Genomic DNA, 22,117 nt, shown 5'->3' with positions numbered 1-22,117 from the left:
GCGCCGTGCGCTCGCTGTATTCCCGCTGCCGAACCTCCGTCCGTCGCCGATGTGGCCACCACGCCTTACAGGTTGCCTGAAAGAAATAGGCATGGAGCGGAGCGTAATGGCTCGCGCTACCGTCGTGTGCTTCAATCCATCAACGGTCCTTGCCCTTGCTGCAAAAGGAGAAGACGCTCTTTAACCGGCTGGCCTATCAGCGGCGACGGAATTCGCCTCGACAACTGGTTCGGCGGGCGCGGATAGTGCGACCGGCTCTGCCGCGGGGGCAATGGCCGGCGTCGGCCCGTTTCGATTGACCCTGTCTACCGCGAAATCTGTCTCGCCCTTGTCGATACGCGCCTTCGCTTCTTTCCATGCCCACGGCGGAATTTGAGGGCTGTCCTGGTTGAGTTTATCCTTCCGCTCGGTCAACTCCATGATGCGGGCGGTGAGAACTTCCTCGGTCGCGTTGCTGCGCCAGCACTCGAACGACCAGAACATCCGGGCTTCGCCATTCAGTTTGTCGTAAGCGATGGCGGCGTTGAAGTGTGCGCTCTGCTTTTCTTCGGGTTTGAGGAACGTTGCGAGGGTTGTGAGAATGGTCACAGTGATGGAAAGGGTGATGGCGATGAGTCCAATCCACCAATAGTCCTTCGCGGCCTGCGCAAAAACGGCAAGGCTCGTCACCGCTGAAATGATCGCGGTGGGGAGACCCAGCCGGAAAGCGCGTTTATTCCATCCCTCGGCGGCGCAGTGGTGCCCCTTGGATGAGTCTCGCGTTCTCTCCTCGATGCGCTGTGCCTCAAGAATGATCTCGTCTCGAACTTTCGAGGGCGGTCTTTCTGATGTGTCAGCCATATGCGGGGAAATGGTTGGGGAGGAGATGACGCCAGAGTTCAATGGACTGCTTGTGCTGCCCTCGGGTGGCGTATTGCTCGGCAGCCGCCGCCGAATTGAATGCACCTTGGAAATACCTCACCGCCTCGGGAAGGGTGGCTTGGTTGAGGTAGCGTCCGATATCGTCACCGTACCCAGCCGGATCGAGGTTTTGACCGCGAACAAGGGTCTGCGCTTTCTGGAAGAAGAACCTCAGGCCTGACGGAAAATCGGTGATGGTGACGTTGGTGAGCGCTTCGAGCGCGAGCACTTCGAGATGGAAGGAACGGAAGAACGACTTCTTTGACCTGTTCCAGCTCTTAATCATCTTGATGAGCGGGACGAGGTTGCCATTGTGGACCTTATTGGCCTGGCTGAAAATCTCGACGTGCCTCTTCGGGTCGGTCTCCAGCCAGAAGTTGTTCACGGCGTTGGCGATGATGTAGCCGCCGCCCTGACGGTGGAAGCCCACCACCACGTCAACGACGAAGTCTGCAAACCGGATAGTCACCGCCTGTCCGTTGCGGCTGATGTTCGGGGTGGTGGTGTAGGTCTTCCGGAGAGAGTTCTTCACTCGGTCGAGCAAGCCTGCAGGGCCGCCGTTAAGCCCGTTGAAGGCGCGGAAGTACGAAGGGTCGAGGCAAATGAAGATGTCGATGTCGGCTTCGCTCAGCGGGGAGATCATGGTGGATCTCGCATATGACCCGGTCAGGAAGTCGTCCACGATCTGGAAGTCATTGGCCAATACCCTCCGGATGGTCTGCTGTCGGACAGAGACCGTGGTGGATTGAGGGTCGGTGATTTCGAGGTTCGATTTGAACCGCAGGAAAGAGTCGTTGACGGTAATAGGCATAGGAAATCCGGGAAAGTGTCAGGATACACCGTGCAACCGGGGATGGAAGGTGAATTCCGTGCTTATACCCGCCTTGACTCTCGTGTTCTAGTTTTGTTCTATTGGGCAAAATCCCGGGTTCACCCATGCCCACACTCGAAGATGTCCGGTCCGAGATCGAGCGGATGCGCGGTCAAATTGGTCGCCAGCGGAAGGAAATCCTCCAACTCCAGCGGGCGGGGATAGGGACGGCTTCGGCCGAAGCCCTTCTCGCCCGCATGCAGGCGAAGGTGGACCAGCTCGTCACCCAACGGGATGAGATGAAGAGCACCGAAGCGCGGGAGAAGAAGACTCGCGTCCTAGGAGGCCGGAAGTGGTGAGTGGACGACCGAAATACTTTACCGACATGGAGAACCCGCCCGAGTTCTTGAAGTCGCTCGAAAGGTCGAGGCGGCTCTCTTGTCAGGAAGGATGGTGCCGGGCGCAAGTCGAGGCCATCCAGGTCGCCATCGACCAGTATGCCGAGGCCGCCATGGGCAACCGCGAGTTCTTCCTGAACATGCCGCACAGCATCGGTGGCAGCCGTCAGTGAATTGGGCGGCACCACTTTCTCGATCGACTGCCACTAGAACCGCGTCAGCTGTCCAGAACCTCCCCATCAGCGTGCTTCGCTACCCAAACATCGTGGATGACGGACGGGCGACTGATGCCTTGCTTCTTCAAATCCGGCTCAGGAACGCTTTGCAGGAACGTCAGCGAATAAACTCGATGATTGCCGTCGAGGATACTTAAACCCGTTGCTATCGGCATGGTGACAGGCACGCGGGGGAACTGTCCTTTCACCGCCAGATAGCTCACACAAGATTCGAAGCGCTGCTTGCTGTTGTCGCCGCCATAGCCATTCTCGATTCCGAGGACCAACGCCTCGAACATGGAATTCATGATTTTACGGGAATTCAACGACAACTCGTCGAAGCTACAGTCGCGCGACACTTTCGTCCACGTGACCTTCTTCCACCACGATACCGGATTCACGATGATGTACTGCCACCGATGGCCGTTGAAAGGGACGGGCGGGGGCCAGCCCATGCCTTCCTGGTTCGCCAGATTGAGTAGCCATTGGTCCACCACGTCGTCCGGCCAATCCGGCAGGTCAGCTTTGATGTCGGCAAGAGCGACCATATGATTCCTTCATGGCTCGAAAGAGGGCCTCTCCTTGAGCGTTCAGACGGGCCTGGGCGATTGCGCTGTCGTTTCGGCCTGCAGATAGTAGCGTTTGAAGCCGTCATGGTTCGCGAGCGCGCTTGGGCGATATGCGCCGACGCCGGCACATTGCCTGACTTCAGGCAGGTCGAAGCGCGTCCGCACGGTCGGATGTACCGGCGCCTGGTGGTTGATCTCGCGGACTTCGACTTCCCAGTTTCTGGTGCCGACGAGGTTTTGAAGCCATCGCCATTTCGGCAAACTGGCGGCGTAGGCGTCGAGCGTGTCGCGCATGCCCGCGATCTCGCAATGCTGAACGCCGTCCGCGCCGGGGAAGACGTTTAGCACCGGCCCATCGTCACCGGTGTTCGGCATCTTGATCCCGTCGACGTAGATAGGCCCCGTCAACAAGCCGTCCGGGACGGACGTAGCCTGCTCGCACATCCAGGCGAGGGCGATATCCGACAAACGCGATTCAGGTTCGGGATAAGATCCGCCGATGTCCGAGTGGTTGCCTGCGAACCAAAGCTGGATGAGAAGCGGAACACCCGGAGTTGGGGGGTGAACAGACGGCTCGGTACCGCCCCAGCCGACGCGAGCAAAATCCTTACGCGTCTCGTCGACCGCGTTCGCCGATCGCGCAAAGCGGACATGTTTGCTGAGAAGGCGATCGAAGTGCTTTCCCGTCCACTCGGCGGTGTGTGATCGCGGCGGATCGCCCTTTTTCGGGAAGTCGTAGATGGTCTTGCGGTTGACCGTGCGCTGCCGTTTCCAGAACCAGATGACGGCGATCAGCATCGCCAGGTGCGTGACCAGCCAGGCCGGCACGATGAAGCCCCATAGCAGGCCGGCGTCCGACAGGATGGCCGTCAGCGCGCCGATGATCGCGGCCGGAACGAGCGAAGCGAAGAAGGCGAGGGCGGCGACGCCGAGAGTCAAGCCACCCTGAATCATCCGGCGTCGCGGACCGCTGGCGCCAAGGGCCGCGACGGTATCGAACACTCCGACGAAATATGCCGCGGCATCGGCATCCGAGCCGTCGCCGGAGCCATACTTGGTCTGAAATCGCCGCGCCAGTTCGAGCCTCTCCGCCTCGAACTGCTCCCGCGGGTGGCCGGCGCCGTGTTCCAGCACGGTATCCACGGCTTCCCAAGCGATGTCCTTCACGGCCTTGCGGTAGCGCATCAATGGGCCGGCGGGCGTCTTGGTGGGGACGCCGCACAGCATCAGTAGGTTCGCCACGCTTCGGACCGTGTAGGCGCCCCGGCTGAACCCGAACAGAAATATCCTGTCACCATCTTCGTAGTGGTTGATGATGAATTCGTAGCAGTCGGCGATGTTGCGCTTGATCCCATCGCCGGCGATCGATCCAAGCATCTTCTGGATGAAGCGCACCGGAGCGGTGAGGGCGGTAGCCCCGATATCCGTCCCAAGGCCCGCGTCGTAGAAGACCACTTGCTTGGACGGATCAATGGCCGTGTCCGCATGGTCGCGGCTCACACGGTACATTTTGTAGATGTTGCTGATGCGCTGCTCCGGACGCGCGCCGCCGTCTTGGCCGGTTCCGTCGGAGAAGACGACGATGTTCTTGCTCATGCCTGTTCATCCGCTGCGAGGACGCCGCTCACCCAGGTACCCAGGTTGTCCAATCATGCCGCTTGTCGTCTGGAAAACCAAGAACACCGAGTGAACAAAGCCGGTTCCAGATGCCTAATACTTGAACAATTCCATATATATAGCGTGATGAAATTATTCTGGTAGCACATCTTGCGTGGCCAAATTGCCATCATATCTTCTTAAGTGCGCCCGTCCGATCTGCAATCGGTCAAGGAGCCGCGACCGACCTTTCGATCGTTGAATCAGGGGGATGGGAATGGCAGTTAAAGCATCACTTTTCAAAGTCGACAACGGCGATATGGTATTGTTCGAGACCGAGTCCGGTCGCAGGATCCTGACGGATATCAACATCCGAGAGGCGGCCGACGACGAGGACGACGACACACCCAACGTGGGCAAACAGCTCCGGAACAAGCTCGACCGGGACGATGAGGGGAGGCTGTTCGTCGACGGCTTTCTGAACACCCATCCGGACGCTGACCACATCCGGGGCCTGGTCAAGCATTTCCATCTCGGCGACCCGTCGACCTGGGTGAAGGCCGACGACAAGATCATCATCCGCGAAATGTGGTCCTCACCGATCGTGTTCCGCCGGGCGAAGGCGAAGGACGAGGATCACGTCCTTTGCGCCGACGCCGAGACTTGGCGCGACGAGGCCCGCCGCCGCGCCAACAGGTTCAAGAAGGAACGGACCGCCGAGGACGGCAACCGCATCCTGATCCTGGGCGAGGACGTCGACGGCAAGACCGATGACCTGACGGAAATCTTGGTGAAGGTCGACGAGGTTTTCTCGAAGATCTGCGGCGTACAGGACACTTCCTTCGAGGCGCGGCTGCTAGCGCCGATGCCTGCCGACGACGAAGCGGAGGAGGAGGTTCTCACGAAGAACAACTCCAGCGTCATCATGCGCCTGGACCTGAAAGTGTCCAAGGTCACCCAGGGACGCTTTCTTCTCGGTGGCGACGCGGAGGTCGCGATCTGGGACCGCATCTGGGAGCGCAACAAGAAGTGGCCCGAGCGTCTGCAGTACGACGTTCTGACCGCTCCGCACCACTGTTCGTGGCACAGCCTTTCCTACGATAGCTGGTCCGAAAAGGGCGAGAACGCCAAGGTGTCCGAGCCCGCCCGGAGCGCCCTCGGGCAGCCGCTGGACGGCGCGCTGATCGTGGCTAGCAGTAAGACCATCAAAGACGACAAGAACGACCCGCCGTGTATCCGTGCGAAGCGCGAATACATCGATATCCTCGATCGCGTGAAGGGCGAATTCAAGTGCGTCGCCGACAGTCCGGGCGACGACCCGCTGGCGATCGAGGTCACTTCGGCCGGACCCCGCATCAAGCGCGCTGCGGTCGCCGTGAGCGTCGCCGCGGGCACCGGTATCGGAAGCCAGCCGCTCGCCCACGGATGAGCCGATGGCGGCGATCTCCGCGGCAGACGACCTTCCGATACCCGTCCGACGGGCGCTGCGCCTCATCGAGGCTCATCCGTCCGTCGAACGGGTGACGGCCGAACTGGATGAAGGAAGCGACGTCATCCGGGCCATCGTGGACATCCGGACTGAACTCCCGAATGCGTGGAGGGCGGCGGGCGAGAGCCCGTCGGGCGTCCGCGCGGTCGAGCCCGTGACGTTCATCTTCACGGCAGGATATCCCCTGGGGGCGCCGCTTATCCGCCTCCGTGCGGACTTCAATCGCAGCCATCCGCACATTCAGCCCTCGAGGAATGGCGGTCCACCTGAACCGTGTCTCGTCGCCGGTTCGCCGCGCGAGGTTCTGCGCGTTCGCGGAATAGGTGGCCTTTTCGAGCAACTGGTCGACTGGCTGGACAAGGCTGCGATGGCGCAGCTGATCGATCCGGAGCACGGCTGGGAGCCGGTGCGGCGGGATGGGATCGACGACGTGATCGTCGCGGACCCGAGCTGGTTGACGGGTCTGCCCACCCGAGAGGGCGGCTGCGCTGCCTTTGCGGCCTGGTATTACGCCTCCGATCGAGGCGAGCTCGTTACTTATCGAATGGAGGTTCCGCAAGGAGAAAAGTTGCCGTTGCGGCCGGAAATGGCCGACCAGTGGTGGTTCGAGCCCGTCGGTGCCCGAGGGAGGAGGGGCATCACCAATGCTTTGGTCGCGTGGTCGGGAAAACTCCCGACCGGTCGGCCGTTCGTGGCGGATCGCTATCTTCCGGAAACGGTCACGACGATTGACGAACTCCTGAAGCGGGCGGGCGAATTGGGGTGCCGCGAATTCCTGGAGCCGAAGCTCGGAATCCTGCAGGAGCGGGTTTCGCAATCTAAATTGAAGGAGAAGCAGCCTATAGTCGTCGTTCTGCTGGCGCGCCGCCCGTTCGAGGTGATCGGCACGACTTCGCCGATCGAGATATGTCCCTATGTCGTGGAATTGCGCGGCGGCGAGGCGCTCTCGTCCGGCAGCGGCAAGCTGGTCAGGACCGCCACGCACCGGGATGAGGTATCTCCGGAATTGCTGCGACGCGCTTCGGGCGACGACGGGCAGGCGCTGCGTCCCTGGACGCTTCTTGGCTGCGGAAGCATCGGATCCAAACTCGCCGTCCATCTCGCCAGGTCCGGACGTGGACCCGCGGCCCTCATCGACGACGGCATTCTGCAACCTCACAATTTCGCTCGCTACGCCACGCTTCCCTCTGACACGAAAGTCGAAAGCTTCTGGTCCATTCCAAAGGCGCACTATTTGGCCGAGGCACTCGCGACCCTCAAGCAGCCGACGGTGCCGCACGTCGTTGACGTCGTCGCGCGCGCATTCGATGACAAGTCGATCGCCCCTTTGGTGGCCCGAGACAGCTTTGCCGTCGTCAATACGACTGGGTCCGCGAGCGTGCGCGAGGCGCTAGCCTTGCATGGGGTCACTGTCGACCGGCCCCGAGTGATCGAGGCGTGCATGCTGGGCATCGGAAGCGTCGGCCTGATGTCGGTGGAGGGGCCGGCGGCCAATCCGTCGGCGACCGATCTCATCTGCGAGACCTATCGTCTGATCCATTCGGATCCCACCCTCAGGAACGAGGTCTTCAACACGAAGGCCGAAGCGATCGCGATCGGTCAGGGTTGCTCGGCCATCACGTTGCCGCTGTCGGATGGCCGCTTGTCCTCATTCGCGGCGCCGATGTCCGAGCAGATCCGCCGGCTCCAACGCGACGGTCTTCCCGAGACCGGCGAGGTGCTAGTCGGCAGTTTGGCGTCCGATGGGCTAAACCAGATATGGCATCGTAAGGATATCCGGCCGCGCATCATCGTAGGCGACGGCACGGCCAGCATCGTGCGCCTTAGCCCGGATGTCGACGACACGATCCGTCGAGAGGTCGCTGCGCGCCGTGGTTCGGAGACGGGCGGCATCATAGTAGGCCGCTATTCGGACGTCGCCAACGTCTTCCACGTCGTCGGCACGATGCCCGCGCCGCCCGACAGCAAATTCTCGCGCGACGAGTTCGTGCTAGGCACCGAGGGATTGCGCCCCATGCTGGAAGATCTGATCGAAGGATCTGGCGGTGCGCTCTACGCGCTCGGGACCTGGCACAATCACCTCGTCCCCAGCGGCCCGTCCGGGAAGGATGTGAAGACAGCCGCTCTACTTTCGATCAGGCAGTATTTTCCATTGGTGATGCTGATCCATACGACGGCTGGTTACGTACATTTCACCGCTGAAGCCTTGTCAGGGACCTCAAGCTCGGAAAGCGCCGTAGTCAAGGTGGCAAGATGAAGGACCCGAGATCTCCGGATCTGGCGCAGGACAGCACCTACGACTGCACAGGGACGTTCCGATGATCGATATTTCGAAGCTCTTCGATCCCTATTCACGACAGGCTCGCCTGTTTCCGGGCTTGCTCACGCTGTTTCCAATCATCCTCACCGCGATCGCGTGGTTTCCTCGGCTGGTCACCTCGAGCTGGGGCGCCACGCTGGTGACCATCGCGACGTCCTGCGGGCTCCTGTATGGCTTGAGCGTCCTGAGCAGATCGCGCGGTAAGAAGGTGGAGAAGCGTCTCTTGGCTGAATGGGGAGGTTGGCCGTCGACGATCTGGCTGCGCCATCGGGAAGAACATCTTCCGCCTCCGGTATTGGCTCGATACCACGCGTTCTTCGCGAAGAACGTGCCACTGTTCGTTACGCCAAGCCCGGAACAGGAGAGGGCAGATCCGAAGGCCGCGGACACCATGTACGCATCGGGGGTGAAGTGGCTTCAGGAACGTTGCCGTGGGAAAGCCTATCCGCTCGTCGAGAAGGAGAATGCCGAATACGGCTTTCGCCGGAACCTGCGTGGATTGAAACCGATAGGGGTTATTGCCTGTTTGGCGGCTCTTCTGATTTCGGTTCTCACGGTCGTCTGGCGCTACGACAACATTATCCCTGCCGTGTCCAGTTTCTCCATGCCGACACTTCTAGCGGCGTTGGCCGCTATCAAGCCCGCAGCGATCGGAGCGATCTGCGTCGATCTGGTCGCATTGGCGGCCTGGTTTACCGTCGTACGCGACGATTGGGTTTGGGGTGCCGGCGATCAGTTCGCGCGGGCCTTGTTGGCCTGCTGCGACACGCTTGATGTGCCGGCTGCCGCCCAGCCGGGTCAGGCCTCATCCGCAAAACGTACGCGGCGGGCATCGACGGCGGCTGGGGAGACCCGGTCCCGGCAGGCTCGCCCGGAACGAGAGGAATCATGATCTCCGACGCCAGAAGAGGACGGATCTCCTCGCGTCGATCCATCGATTGAACGACAAACTTAGGCTCAACTATCCGAGGTGGTCTCATGCGCTTGCGGAATTTGGAGAAGTACAAGACGGGTGGTTCTGGCAACAACCTGACGCTTGGCATTCCGCTGCCGAAGACGCCGGATGGCCGAGTGTACCGGTATTCACCTAACGAAAACGCACATCCGCGCCTCTTTCTTCTGGGCGACCGAGTATCGGATTTCGCTCTACCAGAGACCTTGACGTCGCGCATGACGCATCTGCCCGGTACCCCAGGCACAGTCTGTCCGTATAGCGGCGTTCTGGACGACGACGAGAACTTCACGCATCCCGACGACCTCGCGGCTGCCAAGGAAATCGTCGCTCATGCCTTTCACGCCGACGCTGCGGCGGCAATCCACGGCATGTTCGATGACCTCGCCCGGAAGAGCGCTGGCAACAAGTTTTTCAAGGTGACGACTGGCGCACGGCCATCGCCCAAACCCGCACCGCGGTTCGCTCGAAACGATCTCCTGCGCGAATTGGTATGCGACGAGTGCGGCCGGGACTACGGCGTTTACGCCATTTCCTTGTTCTGTCCGGATTGCGGAGCGCCGAACATTCATTTGCACTTTGCGCGGGAAATCGCGCTCGTCCGGGAGCAGGTCGAACTCGCGGGCCAACTTGGCTCGGAAAGGCATGAGCTCGCATACAGGATGATGGGCAATGCGCATGAGGACGTACTGACGGCCTTCGAAGCGACCTTGAAGACGGTATACCATTACAGGGAGACCACTCGGCCGCCCGATGTGCCAGCGACGAAGCCGGTCGCCAACGATTTCCAGAACATCGAGCGCGGACGCAAACGCTTCGCCGAGTTCGACTTCGATCCGTTCGAAACTTTGACGGCCGACGCTCTTGCCGTCCTGACGCTGAACATTCAGAAGCGCCATGTCATCGGACACAATCTCGGCGTGGCCGACGCGAAGTTTGCCGAACATGCTGCTGAGGCCCGACTGGGCGAAACCGTGCCCTTAGTCGGCGACGACATCCTGCAATTCGCCGCGATTGGTCAGTTGGTGATCGACGGTCTCGACGGATGGCTCGCTGCAGGCGAAGCTCCGCCGCCGGCCGAGGACTGGCTGAGCACTCCGCTAGTCGCGCCTCCAGCAAAGAGGAAGGTCGAGTTGAAGATCGGCGAACTCGGGCCATTGGCGATCCGGATAGGGTTGTGGGTATCGGAGCAGTCCCAGAAGGGCTTCGACTGCTTCATTCCCGAGCAGGATCTCATCGAGGCGTTCCCGGAATCCAATATCAACGATTTGGCGTTTGCCGTCGCCGAGCTCGAAAATGATGGCTATCTGAGAACGAATTCGGTGATTTCCACGCGGCTTCCGCGGATGTTCACCACCGCAGAGCTCTTTATCACGTTCGATCCCCATATCGGGCAAAGCAATCCCGAAACGGACGTGGTTGCGCTCATCGATTTTGCCCTCGGCAAGCCTGGAATCGGGACCGTCGATGCGGAAGAATTGCATGCGGCCTCTGGCTGGCCGCTTCGGCGCTTCAACCCACCTTTCGCCTACCTAGTGTCGCAGATCGACGATCGACGGGTCCTCCACGGAGGCACGGAAGACTACCCATCACGCGGCTTTCTGATGACCGATGGCGATCGGGTTACGCTTCAACGCTTTGCGGCTCGCTTGCGCAGGTAATGGTTGTCCTGATGCTCAGATCCTGGCTGGAGGCACGCTGCCTGCACCACCCTGGTCCTTATGATTTTCAACGCCAGTGAGGTCCTTCGCGAACGCCCTCGGCCGGAAGGATCAGCATGGTTTCTCCGAGGGGATGAGGACCGGTCGGCGCGATGCCCACCCACTGGAGCGTCTCGTCGAACGCCCACGCTTGGTCCGGCGGGCTTTCGGGTACGAAGTAATGGCAATACACGTACTCAAGAAGTTTTCCCCTCGGATCGAAAGCTTGTGCTCTCTCGATGATCTTCCGATGTCTGGCGCGCTCCACGTCGTCTCCTTCGACGGCCTCGAAGCCGATATGGACAATACCGGGGCGATCCGCTGGAAGCTGGTCGCTGGCCTCCGATAGTTTCGTCGTGATGTCGCGGGCCTTGGCATCAATGGCTTCGGGAGAGGCCGATTCCCAACGGAGCAGTACGGCAAGATCGCACTCGCGCACATATCTCGGGTTCTCCGCGAGCTTTAAGCGGCTCAACTGAATGTAGTTGGCGTGCCTCACGTAGCGGCCCGAGAGCAGCTCCAACATGCGCGAGCTCGACGCGAGCACATGGTGATCGTCGAGAACTTCGCGCAACGGATCGAGATCGAGTTCGCCCATCGCGCCGTACGATATATCATCGCTCCAGAGCAGCGAAGGCATGTCGGACCGGAGCCACTCGAGCGACTTCTCGGTCAGATAGGTGGGGGGCACCCGATCGATAGGGATGCGGAAATGGACATCGCAAAATGCGCTCTGCTCGTTCTGGGAAAACCCTGTCGCGCTGGGGCGCCATAACTCGCGCATCGCGGCTCGTTCCCGTTCGCCGTATTGGCTAGTTTCCAAGCGCTTGCACTCGACCGCGAAGGAGCGCGAGCCGATTTCGATGTCCATGTCGTATGTCCGGCTCAGCCCGCGTCGCTCAGGTACGAATTTTACCCGCGCGCCAGACGAGCGATAGGCGGATGCGACGAGCAGCTCGAAGAGCCCACCATTTGGTTGACGCCGTTCACTGCTGACCAGGCGACGTGCCCGTTCTTCGACGCCGTCGACCGAAAGAAGCAGATCGAGACCACGCCCGATCGCCTTGAACACCGGCACTACCCGCGAACCGAACGTCGGCTCGAAATTCCAGACATGATCGATGAAGGCCTCGGCCAGGAAGAGATACCAGCCGAATACGTCGGACTCCTCGAAATATCTGCCGCGGTCGGTCTCGTCGACACGACCGAGCGACGCCGCGTACAAGCGATTGGCCGCAGCATTGCGCCGTTTCTTCCACTCGTCCTGGCCAATAAGGTCGCGAAAGTAGTTCACAGCCCGCCGGACATCCGGCTCATCCGGCCAGTCTTCGCCCCGTTCTTCTGGAGCCCGAAATAAAGTCTCCGGCAACTCCTTTGGAGGGCCGTAGTCTCGACGCCTGCTTGTCATGGATTACGAAACGCGTGGTTCATCGGATTTTTGGTCGTCGCGGGTCTCGGAAAAATAGTGGGCACTGCCCCAAGAATGGCCGATTCGCTGCGACCATGATTTAACGGCGATCGCCGAGACCGCGTTCCTGTTCGGATCGAAGTCGCACTCTCCTTTTAGAGTGAGAAGCGCCTTCTCATCCTCCCCGAACGCGCCGGCGGCACCCACCCGATCCAATTCGAAATACAACTCGAATGAAACCGCGACGAGGGCTTCCTTGGGAGTCGCGTAGCCCTTGATTTGGGCAGCCAAGGCACGTCCCAATTCGAACGGCCCCTTTTCGCTGGCGATAGTGCGAGCGTCCGATGACACAGAATCGATGATGGATGTCGCGATCGCGCGCTCGTCGATCGACACGACGGTATTCCCCAAAGCACTGAGGAGATCCTGAATCGTCGGGTGCAGGAATAGCTGAACGTTCCGCCTATCGATTTCGGCCCGCAAAGATCTTGCGAGACCGTTCGCATACTTTCGGCCATCGTAGAATGCATGGTCCGCGCTGACGAGATACAGCGTCCGCGTATCGGCCAGCGACAGCCCGGCTTCCCAGATGCAACAATCGCGGAATTGCTCGTTGTTATCGCCGCAGGGAGCCGTCTTCGCGATGATCCGAGAAAGAGCTGCGTTGGCCTGTTCGAATGTGAACCCGATCCTTTCTATCGATCCAGAAAGTTGCTGCCAACGCGCCGACATTCCGTCGGAGATTGCCTTAGGCGTCGGTCCACTGGCGTTCATGTCGCGGCCAGATAAATGGGTAAGGAGCGTCATGTCTCGACGAATGTTGTGAACGGCGCGACGCGCAAGATCCGGCAGGACTTGGTTCACCTCGCGCTCGACGATCTCCGGCAACGCCAGTGTGGCCTTGGCTCCGGCGAGCGCATACAGCAGCGCACTGCCCAGCGCGGATTTCAGCATCCGTTCCTCGATCCATACATTTGCATCGAGCAATACCGTGAAGCTTGGTGGTTTCTTCTCCATATTCGATCCCAGCGAGAGCGACCGGCAGTCTAATCGTTTGAGCTCGGTAAGGCCATTCGTATCAGTCGGTATGTCGTTCCCAACCTCGACCGCGTAAATTCGTCATATAGATCGATATCGGCGGTGTGCGAGGCCCTGATCTCGAGGCTCGCGTGCCATGGGGACCTCTGGCCGACATGGACTGGGTTATCGATGTCTGAGATTTGGTCGGCCGCTATGCCTGACGTCATTTTGGGTACCGGGTCCGTCCTGGTAGTTGCGGTGGATTACGCAACTTGCGGAGTTGACTTTCGATCCGACCCCTGAATCGATCGCGCGTCCTGATCAATCGCCCATCGTCGGTTGAAACCCGGCTGACAAGCCCAATCGATGGATGGCAATGGATATCGCGTCGGATGGATTCGCTGAGGGCTCGAGCGCCGTCTCCTCGGGTCCTGACGTACTTTTGCTTCCTGATCAGGAGTACGTGAAGAAATACCGGATCGGCCAAAAGGTTTGCCTGCTGTCGGCGCAGCGGACCGTATCGGTCTCGTCGAAGGGCTCGGAGCGGATATCCGCCAGAGTTTCATGCCCGGTCTTCGAACTGGCTTCCGGCGAGCGGATCATGCTCGCCGATCGCAAGCTGAAGGAGATCCCTGCGTGGATCACCGGCGTCATCTGGGAAACGGACCGAGGTGTCCGCTGGCAATGCAGGTAATTAGTTCGAGCTACCGGCTTTATGACATACGATTCAGTGTCGTTGCTGACATCGTGCTTGAGCATGCCATTATAGGTGTGGATCGAGCATCGGCGTGGCGTCGACGCGCAGCGCCTATTAGGAACGACTGTTCATCCTTCGTCCACCGCATAGCCCGGGCCGACTCCGAGGAAGACCTCCTGCCGGAAGATGCGTCGTATCCTCGAGTCACACGTGAAGCGTGCAGGACGAAAGAGGATCGGAGCGGAGGGAGCACGAGTTGAAAAATTCAGGAATGCTCGAGGCCTTCAGCCTACGTTCATTTGGGCCCACCAGATCAGCTTTAATGTCACCTCGGATATGGTGGCAGCAACATTCTCAACTTGTGCATCCGACATGTGCTGAAGCTGCGCTTTGAATTGTGGGCGCTGCTTGACAACCGTCACCGCTGTCCCGACCTTGCCTTTCTTGCGACCGAGATGCCACTGTCCGTGGATTACATCGTCTCTCTTTTTTCGTGCTGAAGTGGCATCGTTGATGATTGCGATCAGTTGCTTCCGAAGGTTAGGCTGGTCGTGCAACAGCAGCTTGGCGCATTCTCGGAACAGCTTCGCTCGCCGGTCGAATGACTGGGGCATGGCCTTGGGTACTATTTTCTTGGCATCCGGATGCCTGAGTAGCCGGCCTAGCAAGATATCGAACTCGATCTCTAGCACCGCCCATTGGGCGGCCACATGTCCGATGGCGCGCAGGGTCGCGTCATCTATCAGGAGTTGGACGCTGGGTTTTTTGGGAGGCTTTGTCATGCGGGTCTCTGAGGGTATGCTTTCCACGCCAAGCGGCGAGGTGGCATAAAGGGACCATGATTGCAGATGAAAAAGAAGATTAAAGCGCGGGTTCAGAAGTTGAAACGCGTGTTCGTCCACAACGACCTCTCCCAGGCCGCGACGTACCACGCTGATGTCATTCAGGAGGGCTCGCGCGACGCTATCATGTACGACGGTATGGCCTGCGCGGTCATGGTGGCCTTCACGTTCGAGGCCAACGTCAACTTCATGGGCTTCGAACTCAACGAGGCCGGCAAGCTTGCCGACCGGAAGGAGCGCGAAGCCTTCATGGAGAAGCTGAAGAAGGTGTTTGGTGCGCTTGGCATCCCGGTCGTACTGGACAAGCGCCCGCTGAAATCCATGGAGCGGATGAAGATACTTCGCGACACCCTCGCTCACGGTAAGCCGGCCTATGCCGAATACGACGAGGTTCTGATAGGAGCGCCGGAGGAAATCGACCTCTTCGGCGGCGGAGGTTTGAGCGCAGGCTAGGAAACGGAGTGCAAGCCGGAGGTGGTCAAGCAAGCGAGGGAGGATCTTGAGGATCTGTGGAAGCTGATGATCCAGAAGTCCGGTTTTAACCTTTGGGACACGATGATCAGCGGCGACGGCGGCATTTCGTTCATCGAGCACGTAGACCCGAGCGTTCCATCGACAGTACCCGTCCGGAAATGAAGGGCTGATTCGCGGGCGCACACAGGCCCGCGTGCTTTTGAGTGACTCTCCGTAAAATCCGCTTTTTATGTGAGCGCAACGACGCTCAGTGAATTCGGCCAATGGTGGTGAAATTAACCTGAGTCTCGCCGAATGAACTCCGTATCAATTTGGCGGACACCTCACGCCAACATCTTTATAAATTCTTCCATTGACGGCTGCTGGGCGTACTGCAGCTTGAGAAGATCTTCGACCTTGAGGTTGGTATAGCGTTGGAGCTGCCGCCAATCCTTGTGGCCGGTGACCAGTGCCACCTTTTCGATTGGAAGTCCCGCTTCGAACAGGCGGCTCGTTCCCTCGTGACGCAGATCGTGGAAGTGCAGGTCTTCGATCTTGAGTTCATGGCATGCCCGGGTGAATGCCGCACTTACGGATCTATGGTTATGGGGAAAGACCCGTCCATAGCCTCGAGTCACAATCCGCTGCTGAAGCACGACTTCCCACGCATCATAGCCCGTTAGGTTGAGCAAAGGCACTTTCTGGTCATTTCCATCCTTATTCCTGGGGTCCTTTCTATCCTGAATGACCACCAGTCGCTTTTTCATGTCAACCAGCGGCCACTCGGGTTTGCAGATCTCTTCCTGGCGCAATGTCGTTGCGACGGCAAATCTGACGATGCGCCCCATCGGTATAAATTGCCGACGGTTCGTCTCGAAGTATTCAATTAGCTCGTCGAGTTCGTCTTGCGTGGGCCGTCGGTCACGCTCCTTGCTCTTTCCAACCAAATTGAGGTGGCTTAACGCCACGCGCGCGAGGCGGGCTTCCTCGGCTGAAACCTCGATGCCATGCACAGCGGCCGCGTGGGTTATGATGGTTCGGATAAATGACAAATCGATCGCCAACGTCGCTGGACCAGCGCCTTGCTTGGCCCGCTTTCTCCCAAACTCGATCAGCCGCTCTCGATTGAGCGCCGGCAGCTTTACACTACCGAGCTCAGCCTTGAGCGATGCCATCACAGCAGCCTTTGAACGGCGAGGGGGCTTTCCGACATCGCGCATGTCTTCGTCGTGCAGATCAATCAGATCGCCAAATGTGCGAACGTCTCGCACTACGCGTGGTTTGGACGATCCATTGCGGTCAATGTTGCGCTCCATCTCGAGCGCCCATTCTTCGCCGTCCTTGCGCCGCCGGAAAGTCTCGGCCACATAACGGTTCTTGCGGCGGACTTGAACGCGCCAGTTTCCCGATCCCAATTGAGTGAAGGTCGCCACGCGTGTGCACTCCGGCTTTCGTGTGCACTATGTGTGCACCGGGAGGTCAAAACGGGTACAAACGTGTGCAATTTCGGCTAGTTTGGAGTGCACACGTTCTTCTTCCATCCCATTGAGAGGATAGGATAAACGATTGAAATATCAAGACTATCGCTTTTCCGTGGCACCCATGATGGATTGGACCGACCGACACTGTCGGGTGTTCCACCGTCACCTGACCCGGCGGGCGCTGCTTTATACGGAGATGCTGACGACCGGCGCGGTGATTCATGGCGACCGGAAACGGCTGCTTGGGTTCGATGCGGTCGAGCATCCCGTGGCGCTTCAGCTTGGTGGGGCGGATCCGCGCGAGCTCGCGCTGGCCGCGCGGATTGGCGAGGACCACGGCTACGACGAGATCAATCTAAACGTTGGTTGCCCGTCCGATCGCGTGAAGGATGGCCGCTTCGGGGCATGCCTGATGGCGGAGCCGGACCTGGTGGCAAGGTGCGTCGATGCGATGAAGCGCGCCGTCGCCGTTCCCGTCACCGTGAAATGCCGTATCGGCATCGACGATCAGGATCCGGAGACGGCGCTCGATACGCTTGCGCGCGCGGTGGTCGCCTCCGGCTGCGACGCGCTGATCGTGCATGCCCGCAAGGCCTGGCTCAATGGGTTGTCGCCAAAGGAGAATCGCGACATCCCCCCGCTCGACTATGGGCGTGTCTATCGGCTCAAGCGCGCAATGCCTGATGTGCCTGTCATCATCAACGGCGGCATCCCTGGCGTCGAGGAGGCGAAAGCACATCTCGCCCATGTCGACGGCGTGATGCTCGGCCGCGCCGCCTATCAGGAACCGTGGCGGCTTCTCTCCGTGGATCCGGAGATCTTCGGCGAAGCGGCACCGCATCCGACCATGCAGGACGCGTTCGAGGCGATGATGCCCTATATCGAGCAGCAACTCGCGAACGGCACGCGGCTGCATGCGATCACGCGGCATTTCGTCGGTGCATTCCATGCCGTGCCCGGCGCGCGAGCCTTCCGTCGCCATCTGGCCGAGCAGGGCGTAAAGCCCGGCGCCGGTCTCGACGTGCTGCGCGACGCGATCGCGCGTGTCGGCGAACGCCCGCCCGCAGAAGCGGCTGCCTAGCATTCTCGTGAAGAGCCGGATCGCAACGTCCGGCGCTTCATCGATCCGTCTCAGCGCAACAGGTCGAAGTGATAGTTCACGCCGACGCGGAAAGAGTGGAAAAGACTAGTTTAGTCGATTGCCGTCCGCGAGCGACGGTTGCTGTTCCGCAGCTCCGGATAGCCGGTGAGCATCAGGGTGTCCGCACGCACGCCCCAGCTCTCCAGGCGGTCGAGGAAACTCATGCCGAGCAGATTGGTCTTCAATTGACCGCGCTGCACGACGAGCGCCGGCACCGACTTCTCGACGAGATGGCCGACGGCGAGACGAGCAAGCGTGAGTCGCGCCGCCTTGGTATGGCCGCCCGCAGTCTCGAGGTCGACATCGTATTCAAGCATCTCGAGCGGCAGCCCAATTGCTTTCGCCGTCTCCCAGGTCAGCACCACCGACGTCGCGCCGGTATCGATCACCATCGGCGCGCTGACGCCGTTGATCTTCGCACGCAGCGTGAATTCGCCGCCCTGGCCGCGCGGGATCTGGACGGCTGGCGCCGGAGAGGCGGTCTGTCCGCGGAAGATGTGCGAGACCTTGTGGCCGGCGCGGGCGATCCGATCGGGGTCGCCATAGGCGACGACGGCACCTGCCGTGCCGGCGAGCGTGATGAGGACGAGTAGAACGCGTATCATTGCGCACCCTCGGATACGCCCTGGCTGGTCAGGTGCTTTTCGGCGATCCTGCGATCGGCGCAAGTCCAGCTTCCGTCATGCGCGCCGGCAAGAGAGCCATGATCGCGAGCCGATCCGCGCTCGCCATGGCATGCCAGCGCGCGATCTCGGGCAATGTGCGGCCGCAACCGAAGCATAGCTTGGTCTTGGGGTCGATCATGCAGACGGCGACGCACGGCGTTTCTTTGCTCATTCGGACATAGTGAGGGATCGTCGGACATTTCTGCAAGCATCTCGTTAAGAGCCCGTGCCTGCGCTCATGATTGGCCTCTGGCGCGGCCGGCGTTTCTCCTCGGAAAGGACCGAACTCTCGGGCTGAAGCGGCGGGGAATCGTCCGACAGCGGCGCCAGCGCGCTCATCACGCGCTCCGGCGGGAAGGTGACGATCACCTCCGTGCCGATGCGCAGCTTCGATTTCAGCGTGAACGTGCCGCCATGCAGGTCGATCAAATTCTTGGCGATCGGCAGGCCGAGGCCGGCGCCCTGTTCTGCCGATTTGATCGAATTGGAGCCCTGGCCGAACGAGGCGAGCACGACCGGGATCTCGTCCTCCGGGATGCCGGACCCGGAATCCTTCACCGAAAGGTATTGTCCGCCCGAGGCGGTCCATCCCGCCTTGAGCCAGATCTCGCCGCCCTGCGGCGTGAACTTGATCGAATTGGAGAGCAGGTTGAGCACGACCTGGCGGATCGCGCGCTCGTCGGCCCAGAGCCGAGGCATTCCCTGCTCGAACACTTCGTGGATGGTGATGCCGCGGCTCGAGGCACGCAGCTTCATCAGATGGTGGCAGTCGGCGACGATGCCGACCAGCGACACCGCTTCCTCGTTGAGCTCGTAGCGGCCGGCTTCGATCCGCGACAGGTCGAGAATCTCGTTGATGAGGTTGAGCAGGTGCACGCCGGAATTATGGATGTCCGCCGAATAATCCTTGTAGACCGGCACCGCGTGTGCGCCGAAAATCTCGCTCTTCATCACCTCGGAGAAACCGAGGATCGCGTTCAGCGGCGTGCGCAGCTCGTGGCTCATCTGCGCGAGAAACCGTGACTTGGCGACATTGGCGGCTTCGGCGCGGTGGCGCGCTTCGTCCGAGATGGCCTTGGCCTGTTCGAGTTCGCCGATCAGCGCGTCCTTCTCTGCGCGCGCTTCCAGCGTGGCGAACGTCGAGGAGTGCAGGCGGTGTGCCAGCAGCACGAAATAGCCTTCGGCCGCGAGCGCGAGTGCCGCCAGGATGTAATTGTCGAGCGACCCGATCATCACGAAGCTCAGCGCCATCGCGACGGCGACCGGAGCCGTGGCGGCAAGGGCCGCGATCGGCAGATTGGCGGCCAGCATGCTCGACACTGCGATCACCAGCAGCATCAGGAACATCATCAGCGTTTCCGTGACCATGTCGAGCACGGGGTGGATCAGGATAGCCATCCAGCACAGGCCATAGAGCAGGTCGAGCACGACGAACCGCGTTCGCCATGACCGCGTTGCGGCTGGAGAGGTGGGCTCGGTCAGGAACCGCCGGCAGCTCCGGACCATCGCAGCATGGATGCAAAGCATGCCCACGGTCCATGCCGCGGCGGGGATCGGTTGCATCCACAGTCCGAACAATATGCCGGTCGCGACCACCAGCAGCATCACGACATAGGAGGCCGACAACCGCGTCTGGGCGTATTGGCGCAACATCTCGGCGTCGAACGCCGGGCGGGTTCCGCTGGTCGAGGTTAACTTGTCGCGCGCCTCGCGCACCCGCTGCGCCGCAGCCCTTCGGCTGCTCGCCGATGGCGCGCTCACCGGCTCGGCCGGAAGCTGCACAACCTCGGGCTTTTCAGCGGGGTTACTCATCAAGCAACACGATTCCTGCCCACGGCGGACGCGGGCCTTCTGCATTGTCTATCTCTGGCAAGAAATCCTTAAGAGGTGACTTAAGGAGCTAAAGAATTACGTTAACCGGGCGTTAATTCACACCCGGTTCGAGCGTCGTGCCGCGGGAACCCGCGTCCCGTCACCTGAAGAAGACGAGCGTGACCAATGCGAAGACAGGCAGCAGCAGCACGGAGGTCCAAGCCATGTACCCGAAGAAGCCCGGCATTGCGACGCCACCCGACCGCGCGATCGCGTAGACCATGAAGTTGGGCGCGTTGCCGATATACGAGTTGGCGCCCATGAACACCGCGCCTGCGGAAATCGCCGCAAGGGTCAGGGCGCCATTCGTCATCAGTTGCTTGGCGTCGCCTCCGGCGAGTTCGAAGAAGACCAGATAGGTCGGCGCATTGTCGAGGAAGGATGAGAGCAGGCCGGACAACCAGAAATAGGCGGCATTGTTCGGCGTGCCGTCGGCATTGGTGACCATGTTTACGACCAAGGCAAACGCCCCGGATCGGCCCGCGTTGAGAATCGCAAGCACGGGAATGATGGTGATGAAGATAGCGGCGAATAGCTTCGCCACTTCGATCATGGGGCCCCAGGAGAAGCCGTTCGCGTCGTGGTCCTCCTTCGAGGTGACGGCAAGAGATGTGAACACGACGCCGATCATCACGGCATCGCGCAGAAGATTCTGGAGCTGGAGGTGCGTGCCGAGAATCTCAAATCCGCCAAGGTCGAGCTTGGCGCTCAAGAGGATCGCGGCAATGATGACTCCCATCAGCACGAAGTTGAGGCCGCCGCTGATCCGCAACGGATTGTCCGGAGTTGGGTCCGGTCTGACGCGGCCCTCTTTGCGATAAAGATAGGTATCGATGCAGAAGAACAGGGCGAGCAGAATCCAAGCCACGAAGGTGGTCGGGGCGAACAGGTGCGTCGTCGTCCAGAAGAAATCAACGCCGCGCAGGAAGCCCAGAAACAGCGGCGGATCTCCCAAGGGGGAGAGCGAACCGCCGATGTTGGACACCAGAAAGATGAAGAAGATGACGACGTGCGCATTGTGCCGCCGGTCGTCATTTGCACGGATCACCGGCCGGATCATGACCATCGACGCGCCGGTCGTACCGATGATGCTGGCAATCAGGGTGCCTAGCGCGAGCAGCAGCGTATTCAGAACCGGGGAGCCGTGAAGATTGCCGCGGACCACGATTCCGCCGGCCACGGTGAACAGGGCAAGGAGCAGCAGAATGAACGGGATGTATTCGAGCAGCGCGGTATGCACGAGCGCCTGGATGGTCGGAAGCGGGCCATACCAGATCGCAAACGGCAGCACGATCAGGGCGGCCCACATCGCGGCAATCTTGCCCTGGTGGTGCTCCCAGAAGTGAGGCGCCAAGAGCGGAAAGATCGCGATCGACAGCAGCATGCCGGCGAAGGGGAGCGCCCATTGCGGGCGAATGCTCGCCCCGTCGATCGATCCGGCGAGCGCCTGCGAAGGTGATGCAACAAGGATCAGGAGCACGACCGGGAGCAGGCGAGCAATGAGGCGGGATCGGCGCCGACAGGCACCACTCGCGGCCAACCCGACGCTTCCGGGACGGAGCTCCGGCGCGACGCCGACGCAGGCAAC

21 protein-coding genes are annotated in these 22,117 nt (G+C 60.5%); 9 read left to right on the top strand and 12 right to left on the bottom strand.

Annotated elements, in window-relative coordinates:
• Positions 1-180 precede the first annotated feature (180 nt).
• Together ACYCVF_RS15565 and ACYCVF_RS15560 are read right to left on the bottom strand one after the other, a co-directional pair.
• Positions 181-840 carry an SLATT domain-containing protein gene (locus tag ACYCVF_RS15565; protein WP_448042943.1) on the bottom strand — a complete coding sequence of 220 codons (660 nt, stop codon included), beginning with the start codon at positions 838-840 and terminating at the stop codon, positions 181-183.
• The gene (locus tag ACYCVF_RS15560) at positions 833-1,711 is read right to left on the bottom strand and encodes a CBASS oligonucleotide cyclase (protein ID WP_448042944.1); all 879 of its coding nucleotides are present in this window, start codon (positions 1,709-1,711) and stop codon (positions 833-835) included. The genes ACYCVF_RS15565 and ACYCVF_RS15560 overlap by 8 nt, the downstream gene beginning before the upstream one ends.
• 125 nt (positions 1,712-1,836) lie before the next feature.
• Between ACYCVF_RS15560 and ACYCVF_RS15555 the strand changes: the two genes are divergently transcribed.
• Together ACYCVF_RS15555 and ACYCVF_RS15550 are read left to right on the top strand one after the other, a co-directional pair.
• The gene (locus tag ACYCVF_RS15555; protein ID WP_448042945.1) at positions 1,837-2,070 is read left to right on the top strand and encodes a hypothetical protein; all 234 of its coding nucleotides are present in this window, start codon (positions 1,837-1,839) and stop codon (positions 2,068-2,070) included.
• 26 nt (positions 2,071-2,096) lie between these two features.
• Positions 2,097-2,282, top strand: a complete 186-nt coding sequence (locus tag ACYCVF_RS15550; RefSeq protein WP_448046270.1) for a hypothetical protein — start codon at positions 2,097-2,099, stop codon at positions 2,280-2,282.
• 44 nt (positions 2,283-2,326) lie between these two features.
• On the opposite strand, the gene ACYCVF_RS15545 is transcribed toward ACYCVF_RS15550, so the two are convergent.
• Both ACYCVF_RS15545 and ACYCVF_RS15540 read right to left on the bottom strand, forming a co-directional pair.
• Positions 2,327-2,872, bottom strand: coding sequence for a hypothetical protein (locus ACYCVF_RS15545; protein ID WP_448042946.1), 546 nt, complete (start codon positions 2,870-2,872; stop codon positions 2,327-2,329).
• A 42-nt stretch (positions 2,873-2,914) separates the two neighbouring features.
• A complete protein-coding gene (locus tag ACYCVF_RS15540) occupies positions 2,915-4,489 on the bottom strand; it encodes a DUF2235 domain-containing protein (protein WP_448042947.1) in 1,575 nt (524 codons plus the stop codon).
• A 277-nt stretch (positions 4,490-4,766) separates the two neighbouring features.
• Here ACYCVF_RS15540 and ACYCVF_RS15535 point away from each other — a divergent pair, with 277 nt between their 5' ends.
• From ACYCVF_RS15535 to ACYCVF_RS15520, 4 genes are all read left to right on the top strand, one after another.
• Complete coding sequence (locus ACYCVF_RS15535; RefSeq protein WP_448042948.1) at positions 4,767-5,918, top strand: ComEC/Rec2 family competence protein; 1,152 nt, start codon at positions 4,767-4,769, stop codon at positions 5,916-5,918.
• A 4-nt stretch (positions 5,919-5,922) separates the two neighbouring features.
• Positions 5,923-8,235, top strand: a complete 2,313-nt coding sequence (locus ACYCVF_RS15530; protein WP_448042949.1) for a ThiF family adenylyltransferase — start codon at positions 5,923-5,925, stop codon at positions 8,233-8,235.
• Between the two features lie 61 nt (positions 8,236-8,296).
• Positions 8,297-9,190, top strand: coding sequence for a hypothetical protein (locus tag ACYCVF_RS15525; protein ID WP_448042950.1), 894 nt, complete (start codon positions 8,297-8,299; stop codon positions 9,188-9,190).
• A gap of 86 nt (positions 9,191-9,276) precedes the next feature.
• Positions 9,277-10,911: a hypothetical protein gene (locus ACYCVF_RS15520; RefSeq protein WP_448042951.1), complete on the top strand. Its 1,635-nt coding sequence runs from the start codon at positions 9,277-9,279 to the stop codon at positions 10,909-10,911.
• Positions 10,912-10,978: 67 nt separating this feature from the next.
• Here the strand turns inward: ACYCVF_RS15520 and ACYCVF_RS15515 are convergent, their stop codons facing one another.
• On the bottom strand, positions 10,979-12,244 hold the full coding sequence (locus ACYCVF_RS15515; RefSeq protein WP_448042952.1) for a transposase: 1,266 nt from the start codon (positions 12,242-12,244) through the stop codon (positions 10,979-10,981).
• 117 nt (positions 12,245-12,361) lie between these two features.
• Positions 12,362-13,375: a PIN domain-containing protein gene (locus tag ACYCVF_RS15510; protein WP_448042953.1), complete on the bottom strand. Its 1,014-nt coding sequence runs from the start codon at positions 13,373-13,375 to the stop codon at positions 12,362-12,364.
• 379 nt (positions 13,376-13,754) lie between these two features.
• On the opposite strand from ACYCVF_RS15510, the gene ACYCVF_RS15505 reads away from it, so the two are divergent.
• Positions 13,755-14,072, top strand: a complete 318-nt coding sequence (locus ACYCVF_RS15505) for a hypothetical protein (protein WP_448042954.1) — start codon at positions 13,755-13,757, stop codon at positions 14,070-14,072.
• A gap of 287 nt (positions 14,073-14,359) precedes the next feature.
• Here the strand turns inward: ACYCVF_RS15505 and ACYCVF_RS15500 are convergent, their stop codons facing one another.
• Entirely contained in the window at positions 14,360-14,857 is a 498-nt protein-coding gene (locus ACYCVF_RS15500; RefSeq protein ID WP_448042955.1) for a hypothetical protein, read from the bottom strand.
• 60 nt (positions 14,858-14,917) lie between these two features.
• On the opposite strand from ACYCVF_RS15500, the gene ACYCVF_RS15495 reads away from it, so the two are divergent.
• The gene (locus tag ACYCVF_RS15495) at positions 14,918-15,370 is read left to right on the top strand and encodes a hypothetical protein (protein WP_459606403.1); all 453 of its coding nucleotides are present in this window, start codon (positions 14,918-14,920) and stop codon (positions 15,368-15,370) included.
• A gap of 344 nt (positions 15,371-15,714) precedes the next feature.
• Here the strand turns inward: ACYCVF_RS15495 and ACYCVF_RS15490 are convergent, their stop codons facing one another.
• A complete protein-coding gene (locus ACYCVF_RS15490) occupies positions 15,715-16,803 on the bottom strand; it encodes a site-specific integrase (protein WP_448042957.1) in 1,089 nt (362 codons plus the stop codon).
• 133 nt (positions 16,804-16,936) lie between these two features.
• Between ACYCVF_RS15490 and dusA the strand changes: the two genes are divergently transcribed.
• Positions 16,937-17,932 (top strand): tRNA dihydrouridine(20/20a) synthase DusA, encoded by a 996-nt coding sequence (gene dusA, locus ACYCVF_RS15485; RefSeq protein WP_459606404.1) that lies wholly within the window; start codon positions 16,937-16,939, stop codon positions 17,930-17,932.
• A 110-nt stretch (positions 17,933-18,042) separates the two neighbouring features.
• Here dusA and ACYCVF_RS15480 read toward each other — a convergent pair whose 3' ends face one another.
• The 4 genes from ACYCVF_RS15480 to ACYCVF_RS15465 all read right to left on the bottom strand — a co-directional run bounded on the left by ACYCVF_RS15480 (position 18,043) and on the right by ACYCVF_RS15465 (position 22,030).
• Positions 18,043-18,597, bottom strand: a complete 555-nt coding sequence (locus ACYCVF_RS15480) for a TIGR02281 family clan AA aspartic protease (protein ID WP_459596355.1) — start codon at positions 18,595-18,597, stop codon at positions 18,043-18,045.
• A 28-nt stretch (positions 18,598-18,625) separates the two neighbouring features.
• Positions 18,626-18,829 (bottom strand): DUF1289 domain-containing protein, encoded by a 204-nt coding sequence (locus ACYCVF_RS15475; protein ID WP_459596354.1) that lies wholly within the window; start codon positions 18,827-18,829, stop codon positions 18,626-18,628.
• 44 nt (positions 18,830-18,873) lie between these two features.
• Positions 18,874-20,469: a sensor histidine kinase gene (locus ACYCVF_RS15470; protein ID WP_459596353.1), complete on the bottom strand. Its 1,596-nt coding sequence runs from the start codon at positions 20,467-20,469 to the stop codon at positions 18,874-18,876.
• A gap of 160 nt (positions 20,470-20,629) precedes the next feature.
• Positions 20,630-22,030 (bottom strand): sodium:proton antiporter, encoded by a 1,401-nt coding sequence (locus ACYCVF_RS15465; RefSeq protein WP_459596491.1) that lies wholly within the window; start codon positions 22,028-22,030, stop codon positions 20,630-20,632.
• Positions 22,031-22,117: the final 87 nt, after the last annotated feature.

Source organism: Bradyrhizobium cedriense (genome assembly GCF_054602315.1).
Note: the sequence above shows the minus strand (reverse complement) of the source record. Positions and strands in the feature narration are given on the sequence as shown.

Coding starts and splice junctions, on each gene's coding strand:
- ACYCVF_RS15535 (WP_448042948.1), top strand. CDS start 4,767: ATGGCAGTTAAAGCATCACTTTTCAAAGTCGACAACGGCGATATGGTA.
- ACYCVF_RS15520 (WP_448042951.1), top strand. CDS start 9,277: ATGCGCTTGCGGAATTTGGAGAAGTACAAGACGGGTGGTTCTGGCAAC.
- ACYCVF_RS15560 (WP_448042944.1), bottom strand. CDS start 1,711: ATGCCTATTACCGTCAACGACTCTTTCCTGCGGTTCAAATCGAACCTC.
- ACYCVF_RS15510 (WP_448042953.1), bottom strand. CDS start 13,375: ATGGAGAAGAAACCACCAAGCTTCACGGTATTGCTCGATGCAAATGTA.
- ACYCVF_RS15550 (WP_448046270.1), top strand. CDS start 2,097: ATGGAGAACCCGCCCGAGTTCTTGAAGTCGCTCGAAAGGTCGAGGCGG.
- ACYCVF_RS15540 (WP_448042947.1), bottom strand. CDS start 4,489: ATGAGCAAGAACATCGTCGTCTTCTCCGACGGAACCGGCCAAGACGGC.
- ACYCVF_RS15545 (WP_448042946.1), bottom strand. CDS start 2,872: ATGGTCGCTCTTGCCGACATCAAAGCTGACCTGCCGGATTGGCCGGAC.
- ACYCVF_RS15480 (WP_459596355.1), bottom strand. CDS start 18,597: ATGATACGCGTTCTACTCGTCCTCATCACGCTCGCCGGCACGGCAGGT.
- ACYCVF_RS15555 (WP_448042945.1), top strand. CDS start 1,837: ATGCCCACACTCGAAGATGTCCGGTCCGAGATCGAGCGGATGCGCGGT.
- ACYCVF_RS15470 (WP_459596353.1), bottom strand. CDS start 20,469: ATGAGTAACCCCGCTGAAAAGCCCGAGGTTGTGCAGCTTCCGGCCGAG.
- ACYCVF_RS15525 (WP_448042950.1), top strand. CDS start 8,297: ATGATCGATATTTCGAAGCTCTTCGATCCCTATTCACGACAGGCTCGC.
- ACYCVF_RS15530 (WP_448042949.1), top strand. CDS start 5,923: ATGGCGGCGATCTCCGCGGCAGACGACCTTCCGATACCCGTCCGACGG.
- ACYCVF_RS15475 (WP_459596354.1), bottom strand. CDS start 18,829: ATGAGCAAAGAAACGCCGTGCGTCGCCGTCTGCATGATCGACCCCAAG.
- ACYCVF_RS15565 (WP_448042943.1), bottom strand. CDS start 840: ATGGCTGACACATCAGAAAGACCGCCCTCGAAAGTTCGAGACGAGATC.
- ACYCVF_RS15505 (WP_448042954.1), top strand. CDS start 13,755: ATGGATATCGCGTCGGATGGATTCGCTGAGGGCTCGAGCGCCGTCTCC.
- ACYCVF_RS15500 (WP_448042955.1), bottom strand. CDS start 14,857: ATGACAAAGCCTCCCAAAAAACCCAGCGTCCAACTCCTGATAGATGAC.